Source organism: Enterorhabdus sp. P55 (assembly GCF_009911695.1).
Taxonomy (GTDB): Bacteria; Actinomycetota; Coriobacteriia; order Coriobacteriales; family Eggerthellaceae; genus Enterorhabdus.
In genome coordinates, this window is record NZ_QWKK01000023.1 from 13,224 (window position 1) to 28,622 (window position 15,399).

The following is a 15,399-nucleotide window of genomic DNA, read 5'->3' on the forward strand; positions in this document are numbered from 1 at the left end:
TTCGGTCGCTTACTCGACGACGGGCTCGTAGGTCATGGTGAAGCGGTTGCCGGTGTTCTCGTCCACCAGCTGCTGGGTGGCGGCGTCGTACTTGTAGCCGTAGTAGGCGTCGTGGTACGCGCCGGTCTCCGGGTCGATCATCCAGCCGCTGTTGGGATCGTAGACCAGCTGGCGGTCGGGCAGCATGGCGTAGCCGGCCTCGACGTTCCAGCGCAGGTGCTCGGGCATCTCGAACGGAGCCGCCTCGGCGCCGGGATAGCCGCGCACGCCGCCCAAGAACGGAATCTCCTCGCGCTCCATGGTGTAGATCTTGCCGGTCTCATCGTCCACCAGGTACTCGCCGGCGGCGTCGTAGCGCCAGCCGGTGTAGGCGTCGTGGTAGCCCTTGGTGCGGGGATTGATGAGCCAGCCGGACGCATCCAGGCGGAAGTTGGTGCCCTTCTGGTACAGGGTGTTGTTCTGCCACACCCACTCGTAGCCCTCGGGAACCTCGATCTCGGGCTCGGGCTTGGTGAAGGGACGCGGCTCGCGGGCGAGGGGACGCTCGCTCGGCTTGGCGTGGATGCCGGGCTCCTTGGCGTTGCCCGGGATGGAGAACTGGGCGTCCTCGGCGGTGAACTCAGCGTCGAACTCGCCGCACTTGTACACCTTGCACATGAGGCCGCGGTTGGCCCAAGAACCGCCCATGGGATCGCAGTCCTCCTCATCAACCGAGGTCAGGACGTTGACGTTGGACTCCAGGCAGCCGAACGGGTTGGCCAGGTCGGCCGAGCCGTCGCGCTCGGGGAACCACCAGCCGCGCGGCGCGAACACCACGTTGGGGTGGGTCTCGTTGTCGACGTTGGCACGCATCTTGATGCGGCCGCGGCGGGTCTCGATCCAGCACCAGTCGCCGTACTCGATGCCCAGCTGCTCGGCGAGGGCCGGGTTGATGGAGAAGTACGGGTCGGGGTACAGGTAGCGGATGCCCTGCATCTGGAAGTGCTCGGAGTGGTGGTAGGGCATGAAGCCGCCGCCGGTGGTGAGCACCACGGGGTACTCCTCGGCGATCTCCGGCGTGTCGATCTCGTTCTCGATGCAGCCGACGTACTCCGGCATGCCGGGGAAGCCGAGCTCCTGCATGATGGTGGAGTTGAGCTCCACCTTGCCCGACGGGGTCCAGAAGCCGCCGTTGGCCTCGAACTTCTTCTGGTGCAGCGGCGGGTAGTACATGCGGATCATCGACACGAAGTCGTCATAGCAGCTGATGGGCAGGCCCAACGGCTCCATGATGTGGTAGTAGGCCTCCTCCTCGGTCTCCCAGGGCCAGTTGGCCGGATCCTGGCCGCAGGCCAGGCCCAGCTTGCGCCAGAACGTCATGTCGGTGTGGCGGTCGAACTTGGGCTGGATGGCGCGGCTGCCGCCCATGAGGGAGTCGGTGGCGCCGTAGTGGGTGACGATGGTGGGGCGCTCGAGCGCGCCGGCGGCCGGGAACACGTAGTCGGCGAAGAGCGCCGTCGGGGTCATCCAGTAGTCCACCACCACGAGGAACTCGCACTTCTTGAGGGCCTCGAGGGTCATCTTAGCGTCGCCGTAGGAGTTCACCGGGTTGGTGGCGTTGCAGATGAGCGCGCGCACCGGGTACGGGTCGCCGGTGAGGATGGCCTTGAACACGCTGGGGCCATGGGCCTCGCAGAACCACTCAGTAGGCAGCGTCTTGCCCCAGGTGCGCTTGGCCGTGTCGGAGATGAGCGAGTAGCCGGGCCAGGAGGTGAGCTTGAAGCGGCTGATCTGCTTGGCCTTCTGCTCCTCGGGCAAAAGCTCGTTGAGCTCCATCTCCTCGTCGGTGAGGAAGTTGAGCGCCGGTCCGGGCATGCCGTCGCCGCCGGGGACGTCCAGGTTGCCGGTGAGGGCGCGCATGAGGGCGATGGCATGGGAGCCGGTGGTCGACGCGCGGCCGATCTGATCCCACGTGCAGCCCCACTGGATGCAGCCGGGGGTGTTGGTGGCGTACATGCGGGCCGCCGTGCGGATCTGCTCGGGCTCGAGCCAGGTGATGGGGGCCGCCCACTCGGGGGTGTACTGGGCCACGTGCTCGGTGAGCTCCTCGTAGCCGCTGCACCACTGGCCGATGAAGTCGTAGTTGGCCAGGCCCTCGTAGATGATGACGTTGAGCATGGCCAGCGCCAGCGCCGCGTCAGAGCCGGGGCGCAGGGGCAGCCACAGGTCGGCCTTCGACGCCGTCTCGGAGTAGCGCGGGTCGACGACGATCATCTTCATGCCGGCGTTGTGCAGGTCCCAGTAACCGTGCATGCCGCCCAGGGTGGACGCGCCGGGGTTCATGCCCCACAGGATGAGGCAGCGGGCCGCGCCCAGGTCGGTCTCGAACGGCGACCAGCCGGCCACGCAGGTCTCGGCCATGAACGTGGGGATCCAGCACAGCAGCGCGTTGTGGAAGCCGTTGGGCGTGCCGAACTGGTTGAGGAAGCGGCGACGCGCCCAGTCGTCGGTGCGCGTGGTGCCGCCCGCAGAGGCCACGGCCTCGGCGCCGGACTCGGCCTTGATCTGGTTCAGGCGGTCGGCGACCTCCTGGATGGCCTGGTCGTAGTCGATCTGCTCCCACTTGCCCTCGCCCTTCTCGCCGGCGCGCTTGAGCACGTGGTTGACGCGAGCCGGGTGGTTGAGGTGCAGAAGCGCGCTCGTGCCACGGCAGCACAGGCCGCCCTGGTTCGAGTAATCGGGGTCTCCCTCGATCTTGATAACGTCACCGTCCTTGACATACGCAAGGACGCCGCAGTTGGCGTGGCAGAAGTAGCACAGCGACTTCACCATCTTGACGTCATCGGCATGGATATCGATTTCCGTCATCTACCTTCCCCTCTTCTTCTCCGTAGATCTTGCTCTACTTGACGCCGCGCACGGCGAGAATCGGTGGCGTTCTCACGTGAGCGAAATACACCGTCGGATTATAGTGGCGCAATCCACTAGTTGCCATGAGCCGTCATTCTTTTCCGATGAAAGGCGCCTGGGGGCGTCGGCGGCGGCACGGCGCTATAATCGCCGCGAGAACCCCTTGAGGAAGGCATCCACATGACCCACCGCTTCACGTTCATGGGCACGGCCGCCGGCTGCGGCGTGCCGTCGTTCTTCTGCGACTGCCCCGCCTGCACCGAGGCGCGAGCCGATCCGCGCCTGGCCCGTGGGGACTGCGGCGTCATGGTGCGCGGCGAGCAGACGCTCGTCATCGACACGCCCCCCGACGCGCGCCATCAGCTCATCCGCGAGGGCATCCGCGCGGTGGACGAGATACTCTTCACCCACTGCCACTTCGACCACATCGGCGGCTTGGGCGAGTACGAGTACCTCGTGCAGCTGGTGCAGAAGCGCCCGATGCCGGTGTTCGGCAGCGCCGAGGCCCTGGCCGGCATCAACGCCGAGTTCCACTATATGGACTACTGCCTGGACGAGCACGTGCTGGCCCCCTTCGAGACCCACGTCTTCGACGGCGTGCGCTACACCGCCTGCCCCGTCACCCACGCGCCGGGCACCTACGGCTACCTCGTCGAGACGCCCGGCACGCGCCTGTTCTACGCCAGCGACACCGCCACGCTGCCGCCGGAGACGGCCGAGCGCGTGCGCGGCTGCGACATTCTGGCCATGGACGCCACCTTCTGGAAGGGCAACTGGTCCCCCAACGACCACCACTCCATCCAGAAGTGCATCGAGGAGGGCCTGGCCCTGGACGCCGGCACCATCTACCTCACCCATATGTGCCTGCACTACGACGAGCCCATCACCTACGCCGAGCTCACCGACTACCTGCGCCAGTACGACGGCCGCGTGGTAGCCGCCCTCGATGGCATGACGCTGGACATCTAGCGGCCGCGCGAGGGGCAGCGCCACCCCCCCCCACGTGAGGCGGCCGCCTTCCGCTGAGCTTGCGACGGCAGCGGCGCCCCGCCCGGGGTTCCGGGCATCCCGGGGTCATCGGCCGACTGGCGCCATGGGGCGCCGGCGGCGTCGCGCCTGGCCGGGATGCGCCCGCTTCTGCGGAAGCAAGGCCCGAAATCGGTCAATTACTTCGAAATTCCGAGCCCCTTCGTAGCTTTTGAGCGGCGCTGACAGGACGTGGACGCCAATCCCGCCGCGTTTCCCCTGGTCGCGGTTATCCGTCTATAACTTTTAGCACGCCATGGGGTTACGCTGGCTCGGAATTTCGAAGTAATTGACCGATTTTCCAGCATTTCCCTGCAGACGCATGAGAAAAGCGGCCGCCCTTGCAGGCGGCCGCTTGTTGTTGGAACTCGGGAGGTGGCGCTATCCGCGCACCTCGGCGCCGGTGGCCTTCTCCACCTTGGTGAGCAGGCGGCCGTGGGCGCGCTCCACCTCCTCGCCGGTGAGGGTGCGGTCGGGGGCGCGGTAGGTCAGGCTGTAGGCCGTGGACTTCTTGCCGGCGCCCACGCGCTCCTCGTCGCGGTACACGTCGAAGAGGCGCACGTCCTCCAGAAGCTTGCCGCCGGCCGAGGTCATGCACTGCACCAGCCGCTCGTGGGTGACGCCCTCGTCCACCACCAGCGCCACGTCCACGGCCACGGCCGGGAACACCGGCACGTCCACGTAGGGCCGCGCCGGGCGGGCGGCCTTGACCAGCGCGCCGGCGTCCAGCTCGAACACGGTCACCGGCACCTCGATGTCGAAGGCGCGGGCGGCCAGGGGGTGCAGCTCGCCCACCCAGCCGATGACGGCGCCGTCGGCCATCATCTCGGCGGCACGGCCCGGCTGCAGGTGCGGGGCCTCGTCGGCCGAGAGGGCGCGGAAGCGCACCTTGGGCAGCGCCAGCTCGCGGGCAAGCGACTCCAGCACGCCCTTGCCGTCGAAGAAGTCGAAGGGCACCCGAGCGCGGTTCCACGCGGCATCGCCCATGGCGCCGGCCAGCGCGCCGGCGATGCGGCGGCGCTCCTTGGGCTTCTTGCGGCCCTCGGCGGCGGAGAACACGGTGCCCACCTCGTAGAGCTGCACGTCGGCCACGCCGCGGGCCAGGTTGTAGGCCACCGAGCGCAGAAGGCCCGGCACGATGGACTGGCGCATGACGGACTGGTCGGCGTTGAGCGGGTTGAGCAGCTCCACCGGCTCCCCCAGCCCCTCGGCCGGCAGGCGCAAACGCTCCAGGTCGGCCGGCTCGGCGAAGGAGTAGGTCATGGTCTCGTTGAGGCCGGCGGATCTCAGGGTCTCGTTCACCGTGTCCATGGCGCGCTCGGCCTCGGTGCGGGTGCCCACGCGCTGGGGGCTGCCCGGCAGCGTGGAGGGGATGCGGTCCATGCCCCACAGGCGCAGGACCTCCTCGTACAGGTCGATCTCGCGCTCCAGGTCCGGACGGAAGGTGGGGGCGGTCACGGCCAGCACGTCGGCGTCGTCGGTGGCAGCCACCGCGCAGCCCAGGCGCTCCAGGATGTCGGCGACGAAGGACGCGGGGATGTCGGCGCCCATCATGGCGCAGAAGCGCGGGATGCGGAAGGCGAGCTCGCGCGGCAGCGTGCGCTCGGCGTAGACGTCCACCACCCCGGGGCGCACCGTGCCCCCGGACACCTCGGCCAGAAGTGCCGCGGCCGCCTGGGAGATGACGTCGATGGGGTTGTCGTCCACGCCGCGCTCGTAGCGCATGGACGACTCGGAGATGAGCCCCAGGTTGCGGCTCGTGCGCGACGTGCGGCCGCGCTCGAAGGTGGCCGCCTCCAGGAGCACCGTGGTGGTGTCCTCCTCCACCTCGGTGTCCTGGCCGCCCATGACGCCGGCCAGGGCCACGGCCCGCTCCGGCGTGGCGATGACGGTCATGTCGGAGCTGAGCACGCGCTCGGCGCCGTCGAGGGTGGTGAGCTGCTCGCCGTCGCCGGCAGGGCGCACCACCACGCGGGCCACGCCGTCGTCGCCCGCCAGGCGGTCGAAGTCGAAGGCGTGGAGCGGCTGGCCGAACAGGAACAGGATGTAGTTGGTCACGTCCACCACGTTGTTGATGGACCGGGCGCCGGCGGCGGTCACGCGCTCGGCCAGCCAGTCGGGGCTCGGCCCCACCTTCACGCCGTCGATGACGCGGGCGGTGTAGCGGGCGCAGCGGGCCGGGTCGGCCACCTCCACGGTGACGGCGTCGGCCGCAGGCGCGCCGGCCGTCACGGCGGGCAGCTTGGCCGCCATGGCCTTAAGCGGGTAGGCCACGTCAGCCTGGTACATGGCGCCCACCTCGCGGGCCATGCCCGTCATGGACAGGCAGTCGGGGCGGTTGGGGGTGATCTCCAGATCGAGCACCGTGTCGCCCATCCCCAGGTACTCGGCGATGGGCTGGCCCGCGGGCGCGTCCTCGGGCAGCACCCAGATGCCGGCGTGGTCGGAGCCCATGCCCAGCTCGCGCTGGGAGCAGCACATGCCGCAGCTCACGACGCCGCGCAGCTTGGACTTCTTGATCTTCAGGTCACCGGGCAGCACCGCGCCCACGCAGGCCACCGGCACCTTGATGCCCGCGACGATGTTCGGCGCGCCGCAGACGATCTGCACGGGCTCGTCGGCGCCCACGTCAACGGTCACCACGTGCATGTGGTCGCTGTCGGGATGGGGCTCGCAGGTGAGCACCGCGCCCACCACCACGCCGTCGAAGGCCTCGCCCGTTTTCTCGACGCCCTCGACGCCCGTGCCCGTCAGGTCGAGCCGGTCGCAGAAGGCCTTGACGTCCGAGGGGACGTCTACGTACTCAGAAAGCCACTTCAGGGATACTCTCATAACTTTTTCTTTCTCTTCGTCATCCCTATTTCCCTATTTTTGTCTTAGGAATTCGCCTAAGGAAGTCAGCGAGGGGCCGACAGGTGCCTGGGATAGCCCCGCCGCGCGGCCGAGCGGCCTTCGCGCCGCGAGGGTAAGCGCACAAGGGGCTAGGCCAGGTGCCTGTCGGACCCGCAGCATCGAGTCGTTACGCCGTTGCGTAAGCAACGGCGTAACCTAAAACTGCCGCAGGAACCGCATGTCGCCCTCCAGCAGCATGCGCAGGTCGGGGACGTTGTACTTGAGGCAGGCGATGCGCTCCACCCCCATGCCGAAGGCGAAGCCGGAGTAGCGCTCCGGGTCGATGCCGCTCATCTCCAGCACGTTGGGATCCACCATGCCGCAGCCGAGGATCTCAAGCCAGCCGGTGCCCTTGCACATGCGGCAGCCCTCGCCGTGGCAGATACCGCAGCTCACGTCCACCTCGGCCGAGGGCTCGGTGAACGGGAAGTAGTGGGCGCGGAAGCGCGTCTTGCGCTCGGGGCCGAAGATCTGCTTGCAGAGGTAGTCGAGCGTGCCCTTGAGGTCGGCGAAGGTGATGCCCTCGTCCACCACCAGGCCCTCGATCTGGTGGAACTGAGGCAGGTGCGAGGGATCGGCCACGTCGCGGCGGTACACCTTGCCCGGGGCGATGACGTAGATGGGCAGCTCCTGGTCCTCCATGGCATGCACCTGCACGCCGGAGGTCTGGGTGCGCAGCAGCACCTCGGACTCGCCGCGGACGCGGGCGGCGTCGCCGGAGCGGTCGAGCACGTAGAAGGTGTCCTGCATGGAGCGGCTCGGGTGGTCGGCCGGGGCGTTGAGCGCCTCGAAGTTGTAGTAGTCGGTCTCCACCTCCGGACCCTCGGCCACGGAGTAGCCCAAGCCCAGGAAGATCTCGGAGATCTCGTCAATGATGCCGTTGATGAGGTGGCGGGTGCCCCGCTGCTGCACGCGGCCCGGCAGCGTGACGTCCACGGCCGCCGCGTCCATGGCGGCGTCGAGCTCGGCGGCGTCGAGCGTCGCCTTGCGCGCGCCGAGCGCCTCCTCCACGGCCACGCGGGCCTCGTTCACGGCCTTGCCCACGGCGGCGCGCTCCTCCTTGGGCACCTGCCCCATGGAGCGCAGGTAGCCGGTGAGCGAACCCGCCTTGCCCAGCACGGCCACGCGCACCTCCTCCAGCGCCGCCGTCGTCTCGGCCGCGGCGATGGCGGCCAGCGTGTCGTCGCGCAGCGCCGACAGCTCCTCGGTGATTGCCATCTTTCCTTCCTTTCAACGAAAAAGAGCCTCCCCGCGCCCTTGGCGGATGCGGGATCCGATTCCAAGGACGAGAGGAGGCTCTCGCGGTACCACCCTGGTTGGCGACGGGGGCCGGTGCGTCACGGCCGCGGGCGGGCATGCCGCCGGCCAAGGCCGTCTGCGCTGGCGCGGGCGTCGCCCGCTCTTTGGCCCGGTGACGGGGGCAGGCCGTCGTCCCCTACCGGCCGTCTCGCCCCCTGCGGCCCGCAGGCCGTGGGACGTCCGCTCTCAGGGACGCTGCTCGGAAGGGAATTGGCGTGCCGCCCGAGCCGGGCCCTTTCAGCCAAGGGGCCCTTCTCTGGAGGCGGGGCATCGCGCGCCACTGTCTTCGTCGTCGCATGTAAGCGTGAAGTATAGCGCACTTGGGCGCGAGTGGGAGTTTCTTACTCCGAAACGTAGATTCGAACGGTTCTGCACTCCGTTTGAGCGCGACGCGGCAGGCATGCATTGTTAGCCACGGCTTTTTGCAGGAGAAACGTGGCCACCGCCCTGGGCGACCCTCGGAGAAGCCGTCGGAGAGGGTGCAGAACCGTCCGTTTTTGCAGAAACGGGGGAAATTCCCGAGGTTTGGTGTCCCCAGCGAGTGTGGCCACACCCCACGGGGCGCAGCGAGTGCGGGGGACGCAGCGAGTGCGGGGGACGCAGCGGGTGCGGACGCGAGTGCAGGGGCGCAGCGGATGCGGAGGCGCTAGGCGCCCCTGGGCCGAGGGCGCGGCCGGCAGGCGCTCGAGAAAACGCGGGAGGCGCGCAGACGCGAAGGCGGCACCTAGGCCGCTCGACGGATGCGGGGCACGCAGCAAGGCGCGCGAGCCCCGGGCGTGGGCGCGGGCCGCGCAGGACGCCTACAGGAAGCGGTAGCTCACCGTGCGCAGACCCCACTCCTGGCAGGTACTGAAGCCGAAGGCCTTGAACACGCCGGGCTGCAAATCGAGCTTGCGGCTGCCGCCGCCCATGCCGCCCAGGTCGTTGACGGTGGCGTAGACGGTCATGCCGTTGTAGGAGATCTCGACGGTGCGGCCCAGGTAGCTGCGGCAGTTGGGCATCGACAGGGGGATGGCCACGCCCATGGACCAGTCGTCGCAGACCGACCCGTTGGCCGTGGTGCCCGGGTTGGGCGTGGTCTTGTCCGACGAGCCGCCGTAAGCCGAGGCGACGCCGGTGAGCCACCCGCCCGCGCTCGACCCGCCGCCCGACGAGCCGGAGCCGGAACCTGAGCTCCCGCCGGGAGCGCTGGTATCAGGATTGGGCTTGACCGGGGTGCTGTCAGGAATCACCTCGTCGCGGTCGGTGGTGGTGGCGTTGCCGACCACGGGGGCCTCGGCCTGGCTCTGGGCGCGCTCGAGCTCGGCGGCCTGACGCTCGAGAGCGGCCAGGCGCTCGGCCTGCTCGGCCTTGGCGTCAGCCAGCCGATCGCTCGCCTCGGCCACCACGTTGGTGGCCTCCACGCGCTTCTGCTCCAGGTCGGCCAGGGCCTTCTCCTGGGCGTTCTTCTTCTCGTTCAGGTCGGCCGCTATGGCATCGAGGCGCTCCTTGCGCTCCTTCTGGGCCTGCACCTCGTCGGCCTGGTACTGCATGATCTGGCCGACGTACTCCATGTTGCGCAGAAGGTCGGTAAAGTTGGAGGACTCGAGCACCACCGTGAGTAGCGACACGGAGCTACCGCCGCGGTACTCGGAGGCCGCCGTCTCGCCGAGGGCGGCGCGACCGGCCAGCACCTCCTCCTGGGCGGCCAGCGCATCGGCCGCAGCCTGGTCGACCTGGGTCTGCAAGTCGGCCACCTGGGCGGAGAGCCACTCGTATTCGGCTGAGAGGGACTCCATGCGCGCCTCGGCCGCATCGAGCACGGCCTGCGCGTCGTCCACCTCGTCGGCCCAGGCGCTGCCGGTGGCGAGCCCGGGGCACGCGCAGACAAGGGCGAGGGCCGTGATGACGGCCAGGAACCTCGTCGTGAACCTCGATATCGTCAAGGGGTCACCTTTCCGTTGTCCTGCTGCCGCGGGCCCCGGCGCGGCGCGGCGGGGCAGCGCGCCCCTCCCCCTGCGGGTGCCAGGCGCTGGCAGATCAACTCATCTTCCCTAAAGTGACCCCCGCTGGCAAGCGTTTTCGCGGAAAAACATAGGTTCGCCCCGTGGCGCCCGCCCGCGCGACACGGGTGCTTTCAGCACTTGACGTGCTGTTACTCCCACGCGGCACGTAGGCGCGCTATCTCATCGGCATAGCCGGAGATATCGTCGTGGGGCGTCTCCAGGAAGAAGGGCAGGCTGCGGAGCGCCTCGTGGCGGGTCACCGCCGAGAGCGCTTCGAAGCCGATGTGTCCCTCGCCGATGGCCGCGTGGCGGTCTTTGCGCGCCCCGAGCGGGTTGAGGGAGTCGTTGAGGTGCACGGCGCGCAGGCGCGCGAGCCCGATCGCGCGGTCGAACTCCTCGAGCACGCCGTCCAGATCGCCCGCGATGTCGTAGCCCGCGTCCCACACATGGCAGGTATCCAGGCACACGCCCACCTGGCCGTCAAGCTCCACCTGGTCGATGATGGCGGCCAGCTCCTCGAAGCGGCCGCCCACCTCAGTGCCCTTCCCCGCCATGGTCTCCAGGAGCACGGTGGTGCTCTGACCAGGCGCGAGCACCTCGTTCAGGATGGCGGCGATCTTGGCGATACCCACCTCGGCGCCCTGCTTGACGTGCGACCCGGGATGGAAGTTGTACAGCTGCCCGGGCGTGGCCTCCATGCGCACGAGGTCGTCGGCGAAGGTGGCACGGGCGAAGTCCCGCACGCGCCCGTCGGCGGCCGCCGGGTTCAGGGTATAGGGGGCGTGCGCGAGGATGACGTCGATGTCCTCTTCGGCCGCGCGCCGCTCGAAGGCGGCCACGTCCGCCGGGTCGATGGCCTTGGCCTTGCCGCCGCGCGGGTTGCGCGTGAAGAACTGGAAGGTGTTGGCGTCTATGGAGGCCGCCGCGCGGGCCATGGCCTCATAGCCCTTGGAGCTGGAAAGATGGCACCCGATGGTGAGCATGGACATCCCTTCGTCGCACGATAGTGAACCTGCATGATACCCCGTGCGCTCTTGCAAGAGAACCATCCCCGGGAAGGACGCGGGCCCAAGACGCGCCTGCGCTCGCGCTACCGCAGGCCCGGCGCCGCGCCCACGGCCGCACCGCCGCAGGCCCGGCGCCCGCATCCTCGCCCATGCTTTCGCAGGCCCAGCGCCGTCGCCCGCTCCCTCGTTCGCCCTGCGCCGCCGCAGGCCCCGCGCCCGCGCCCTCGCTGCCGCAGGCCCGGCAAAGCGCCTGGCTGGCGGGCGCCTCGCGTACATCCGGCGCCCCCTCGGCCCTACGCCCCCAGCGCCGTGAGCGCGATGGCCGCCCCCAGCAGCGCGACGCACAGGCCCAGGGCCGCCACGTCGCGCGCCGCGAGGGGGTAGTCCTTGTAGCCGCTCTCGCGCGTGCGCAGGTTGAACCCGCGCACCTCGGCGGCGATGGCGGTCGAGTTGGTCTTGCGCACCGAGCTCACCAGCAGCGGCACGCACAGGGGCACCATGAGCCGGATCTTCTTGGGCAGCGAGCCGTCGAACGCCACGCCGCGGGCCGTCTGGGCCTCCATGATGCCGGCCATGTCGTTCATGAACACGGGAATGAAGTGCACGGTGGACGTGAACGTGAAGGCGTACTTGTAGGGCACGTGCAGCTGCTTGACCGCCGCGTTGGTGATGTCGCTCATCCGCGTGACGTAGAACACGAGGAACAGCGGGATGGCGGCGGCCATGAGGCGGACGATCACCGTGAGGGCCGCGAGCAGGCTGCCGGTGCCGATGTAGCCCCAGGGCAGCGGCACGAGGGGCGTGCCCGCAGGCGTGGTCAGCACGAGCACCACGGCCAGGATGACCGAGAAGCCCAGCACCGCCTTGCACAGCCCCGCTGTCTGGCGCCCCAGGCCGCACGAGGCGGCCAAGGCCAGGGCGATGACCAGCATGACCAGCAGAAACACCAGGTTGGAGTTGACGAAGCAGGCCACGGCGAACAGAACCGCGCCCACGAGCTTGGCCGCGGGGCTCATGCGGTGCAGGAGGCTGTCCCCCGGCACGTACTCCAGAAACTTCGCCATCACCGGCTCCCTTCTGCGCAGGCAGCCGGGCGCGCGGGCGCGGCAGCCTCCTCGGCCGCCAGCACGGCGGCAACGTCGTCGGACGGGGCGTCGGCCTCCGACCCGACCGCTTCCTCGCCCCGCGCGGCGGCTAGGGCCTCTACCATCTGGCTCACGGTGTCGGCCTCGGCCACGGCGGGCGGCACGCCAGGCACCTCGCGGCCGAGGATCAGGGCCACCTCGGTCACCTGGGGCGGCAGGATGTGGGCCGCCTTGAGGGCCGCGGGGTCGCGCAGCACCTCGAAGGTGGGGCCGTCGGCCACCACGCGCCCGTCGGTCATGGCGATGACGCGCCGGGCGAAGTCGGCCACCACCTCCATGTCGTGGCAGACCATGATGACCGTGGTACCCCCCTCGTTGAGCTCGCGCACCGTGTCCATCACCTTCACGCACTCGCGGAAGTCCAGGCCCGTGGTGGGCTCGTCCAGGATGATGACGGGAGGCGCCAGCACGATGATGGAGGCCAGGGCCAGCAGCTGGCGCGTGCCCCGGTTGAGCAGGAAGGGCTCGGCGTCCGGATCGAACCCGAAGCGCGCGATCATGGCGTCAACGGCCGCGTCGGCGGCCGGCCCCTCCTCGCCGAGCGCCTTGAAGCCGAAGAGCAGCTCCTCGCGCACGGTGTTGCAGCAGATCTGCCGGTCGGGGTTCTGGAAGAGAAAGCCCACCTTGCGGGCCAGCTCGCTCACCTTGAGGTCACGCGTGGACGCGCCGTCCACCAGCACCTCGCCCGCACGGGGCTTGAGCAGGCCGTTGGCCAGGCGCATGGTGGTGGACTTCCCCGCTCCGTTGGTGCCCACGAAGGCGACGAACTCCCCGTCGGCGATGGAGAAGCTCACGTCGCGCAGCACCGGCGCGCCGTCGTCGTAACCGGCGCTGACGTTCTTGAACTCGATCATGCGAGCACCTCCTTGCACGCCGCGGCCGCCTGGGCCACGTTGCGCACGGCGGGCCCGTCGTAGAGGCCGCGCCGCGCGAGCGCGTTCATGAGCGTGGTGGACCGCGGGCAGTTGACGCCCAGGGCCAGCAGCTCTTCGGAATGGGCCAGCACCTCGTCGGGCGCGCCGGCGTAGCGGATAGCGCCGTCGTCCACGATGACCAGCAGGTCGGCGTAGTCGGAGAGCAGCGCGATCTTCTGCTCCACCACGATCACCGTGGTGCCGTGCTCGCGGGCGTAGCGAGCCAGCAGCTCGAACACCGCCACCGACGAGGCCGGATCCAGCTCGGCCGTGGGCTCGTCGAGCACGAGCACCCGCGGCTTGAGGGCGATGACCGAGGCCACGGCCACCTTCTGCTTCTGGCCTCCCGAGAGGCTGTCGATGGTGCGGTCGCGCAGATCGGCGATGCCCATGGACGACAGGGCCTCGTCCACCCGAGCGGGAATCTCGTCGCGCGGCACGGCGAAGTTCTCCAGGCCGTAGAGGATCTCGTCCTCCACCACGGCGTTCACCATCTGCGAGTCGATGTCCTGGCAGACGCTGCCCACCAGCCGCGACACGTCGGTGAGCGACGCCTCCACGGTGTCGAGGCCGTCCACCGTCACCGCCCCGTAGAAGTCGCCCGGGTAGCAGTGCGGGATGATGCCGTTCACCGCGTAGGTGAGGGTGGACTTGCCCGAGCCGGCCGGCCCGGTGACGCCCACGAAGCAGCCGTCGGGAATGGACAGGCTCACGTCGCGCACGGCCGGCTCGCGGCCCTCGCGGTAGCGGAAGCTGAAGTCCCGTATCTCGATCATGACGTTTTCCTTTCGTCTCTCCCCTGCCGCAGGACGGCCAGGAGCCCGCGACGGCGCCCTGGCCGGCCCGCGCCGAGCCCGTCGCCCTAGCGCTTGAGGACCTTCTTCAGCGGCACGGCGAGGATCTGCACGAAAATGGCGTTGAAGGTGGCGGTGCCCAGGACGATGGCCACGTAGGCGGCCATGGCCACGGCGAAGTCGCCGCCGACGGACACCACGTTGATGTAGGCGGACAGCGCCGCGAAGGTGAAGCCGGACACGCAGGTGGAGATGAAGGTGTTCACGAGCGGGTTGGCGTCCAGCTTGCCGCCGATCCTCATGGGCACGCGGATGAGCAGGCCGCAGGCGAGCGCGCCCAGGAGCTCCGAGGGGATGTTGAGCAGCGGCGTGGCGTTGAGCAGGGGGATCTGGCACACCAGGCCGGCGATGATGCCGATGGCCGCCGACTGGGCCAGGTTGGGCCTGATGAGGATGATGGCCAGGCAGTAGGCGGCGATGATGAAGTTGGGCTTCATGCCGAAGGCGGCCAAGAGGCTGCCCACCGTGAGCTTGAGCACGGCTCCGGCGGCCAGGAGCACGGCCACGAGGATGAGGTCTTGGGCCGTGAGGCCCTTCTTCTCCTGGACGGAGACGGCGCGCTTGGCACCCGGACGGGCGGCTTCGGCGGTGATGCGGGGCTCGGTCATGATGATCCTTCCTTTCCGGCGGCGTCCTGCCGCCCGCTCGGGCCCGCCCCCTTGGCAGGCCTCCCTCGCAATTGCCCCTTTGCCGACGTGCCGCTGATAGCTCGGCGATGACCCCCGCAAAACAAAAGGGATCTGTCCTTCGGTTAAAGGACAGATCCCTTGATCTGCGGTGCCACCTTTACTTGGCTCGCTTGCGCGAACCCCCTCACGAGCATGCCATCACATGCTCTGCCCTTAACGCAGGCTCACGGTCCGGATACTCGGCCTTGGCGACGTCGCGCGCCTCCGCGGCCTTTCCCCTTTCCCTCGGCGACCCATTTACCATCCAGCGTTACTACGGGAATCCCAGCTGCGCCCGCTCTCTGTGAGTGCTCTGATGGCTTGACCTTCGCCTCATCGGTTTAAGGTATTCAATTGCTGAAGCGCACTTTACCACAATGAGCCGCCGGAGCAAGCGCTCATTTCGACAACAAGCGCCGATCGGGAGGGTCAGGAGTGAAAAACGGCACCTGACCTCCCTTAATTTTCTGCATCTTTTTGCCGTTGCCAGTAGAAAGTCGCGCGCGGATATGCTGAAATAGCGAAAGTTAGCCTAAATTGACGGCCGCACGGCCGAGACCATGGGAAGAGGAACGTCGATGCCCCAGCAGAACAACCCCCGCAACGGCGCCCGCGTCCGGCGGGGACGCTACGCCGCCCCCGTGACGGGGGGCGCCCCGCAGCAGGCGGCCGGCGCCTCGGGGGCCGGCGCCGCAGGACGAGAGGCGGCGGGCGCCCAGC

10 protein-coding genes are annotated in these 15,399 nt (G+C 69.0%); 1 reads left to right on the forward strand and 9 read right to left on the reverse strand.

The window, feature by feature from the left end:
- Positions 1-9: 9 nt before the first annotated feature.
- On the reverse strand, positions 10-2,847 hold the full coding sequence (locus D1643_RS04005; protein ID WP_160708879.1) for a molybdopterin-dependent oxidoreductase: 2,838 nt from the start codon (positions 2,845-2,847) through the stop codon (positions 10-12).
- A 222-nt stretch (positions 2,848-3,069) separates the two neighbouring features.
- On the opposite strand from D1643_RS04005, the gene D1643_RS04010 reads away from it, so the two are divergent.
- The gene (locus tag D1643_RS04010; RefSeq protein ID WP_160708881.1) at positions 3,070-3,858 is read left to right on the forward strand and encodes an MBL fold metallo-hydrolase; all 789 of its coding nucleotides are present in this window, start codon (positions 3,070-3,072) and stop codon (positions 3,856-3,858) included.
- A 438-nt stretch (positions 3,859-4,296) separates the two neighbouring features.
- On the opposite strand, the gene pheT is transcribed toward D1643_RS04010, so the two are convergent.
- From pheT to D1643_RS04050, 8 genes are all read right to left on the reverse strand, one after another.
- The gene (gene pheT / locus D1643_RS04015) at positions 4,297-6,747 is read right to left on the reverse strand and encodes a phenylalanine--tRNA ligase subunit beta (protein WP_160708883.1); all 2,451 of its coding nucleotides are present in this window, start codon (positions 6,745-6,747) and stop codon (positions 4,297-4,299) included.
- Between the two features lie 216 nt (positions 6,748-6,963).
- On the reverse strand, positions 6,964-8,025 hold the full coding sequence (gene pheS, locus D1643_RS04020; protein ID WP_160708885.1) for a phenylalanine--tRNA ligase subunit alpha: 1,062 nt from the start codon (positions 8,023-8,025) through the stop codon (positions 6,964-6,966).
- A gap of 881 nt (positions 8,026-8,906) precedes the next feature.
- The gene (locus D1643_RS04025; RefSeq protein ID WP_236643362.1) at positions 8,907-10,031 is read right to left on the reverse strand and encodes a hypothetical protein; all 1,125 of its coding nucleotides are present in this window, start codon (positions 10,029-10,031) and stop codon (positions 8,907-8,909) included.
- Between the two features lie 209 nt (positions 10,032-10,240).
- Complete coding sequence (locus D1643_RS04030; protein ID WP_160708887.1) at positions 10,241-11,074, reverse strand: deoxyribonuclease IV; 834 nt, start codon at positions 11,072-11,074, stop codon at positions 10,241-10,243.
- 317 nt (positions 11,075-11,391) lie between these two features.
- Entirely contained in the window at positions 11,392-12,162 is a 771-nt protein-coding gene (locus tag D1643_RS04035) for an energy-coupling factor transporter transmembrane protein EcfT (protein ID WP_160708889.1), read from the reverse strand.
- Positions 12,162-13,097, reverse strand: coding sequence for an energy-coupling factor ABC transporter ATP-binding protein (locus D1643_RS04040; protein ID WP_160708891.1), 936 nt, complete (start codon positions 13,095-13,097; stop codon positions 12,162-12,164). Before D1643_RS04040 ends, D1643_RS04035 begins: the two co-directional genes overlap by 1 nt.
- On the reverse strand, positions 13,094-13,933 hold the full coding sequence (locus D1643_RS04045; protein WP_160708893.1) for an energy-coupling factor ABC transporter ATP-binding protein: 840 nt from the start codon (positions 13,931-13,933) through the stop codon (positions 13,094-13,096). Before D1643_RS04045 ends, D1643_RS04040 begins: the two co-directional genes overlap by 4 nt.
- Before the next feature lie 86 nt (positions 13,934-14,019).
- Entirely contained in the window at positions 14,020-14,619 is a 600-nt protein-coding gene (locus D1643_RS04050; RefSeq protein ID WP_160708895.1) for a hypothetical protein, read from the reverse strand.
- Positions 14,620-15,399: the final 780 nt, after the last annotated feature.

Coding starts and splice junctions, on each gene's coding strand:
- D1643_RS04040 (WP_160708891.1), bottom strand. CDS start 13,097: ATGATCGAGTTCAAGAACGTCAGCGCCGGTTACGACGACGGCGCGCCG.
- D1643_RS04030 (WP_160708887.1), bottom strand. CDS start 11,074: ATGCTCACCATCGGGTGCCATCTTTCCAGCTCCAAGGGCTATGAGGCC.
- D1643_RS04035 (WP_160708889.1), bottom strand. CDS start 12,162: ATGGCGAAGTTTCTGGAGTACGTGCCGGGGGACAGCCTCCTGCACCGC.
- D1643_RS04010 (WP_160708881.1), top strand. CDS start 3,070: ATGACCCACCGCTTCACGTTCATGGGCACGGCCGCCGGCTGCGGCGTG.
- pheT (WP_160708883.1), bottom strand. CDS start 6,747: ATGAGAGTATCCCTGAAGTGGCTTTCTGAGTACGTAGACGTCCCCTCG.
- pheS (WP_160708885.1), bottom strand. CDS start 8,025: ATGGCAATCACCGAGGAGCTGTCGGCGCTGCGCGACGACACGCTGGCC.
- D1643_RS04045 (WP_160708893.1), bottom strand. CDS start 13,933: ATGATCGAGATACGGGACTTCAGCTTCCGCTACCGCGAGGGCCGCGAG.
- D1643_RS04005 (WP_160708879.1), bottom strand. CDS start 2,847: ATGACGGAAATCGATATCCATGCCGATGACGTCAAGATGGTGAAGTCG.
- D1643_RS04050 (WP_160708895.1), bottom strand. CDS start 14,619: ATGACCGAGCCCCGCATCACCGCCGAAGCCGCCCGTCCGGGTGCCAAG.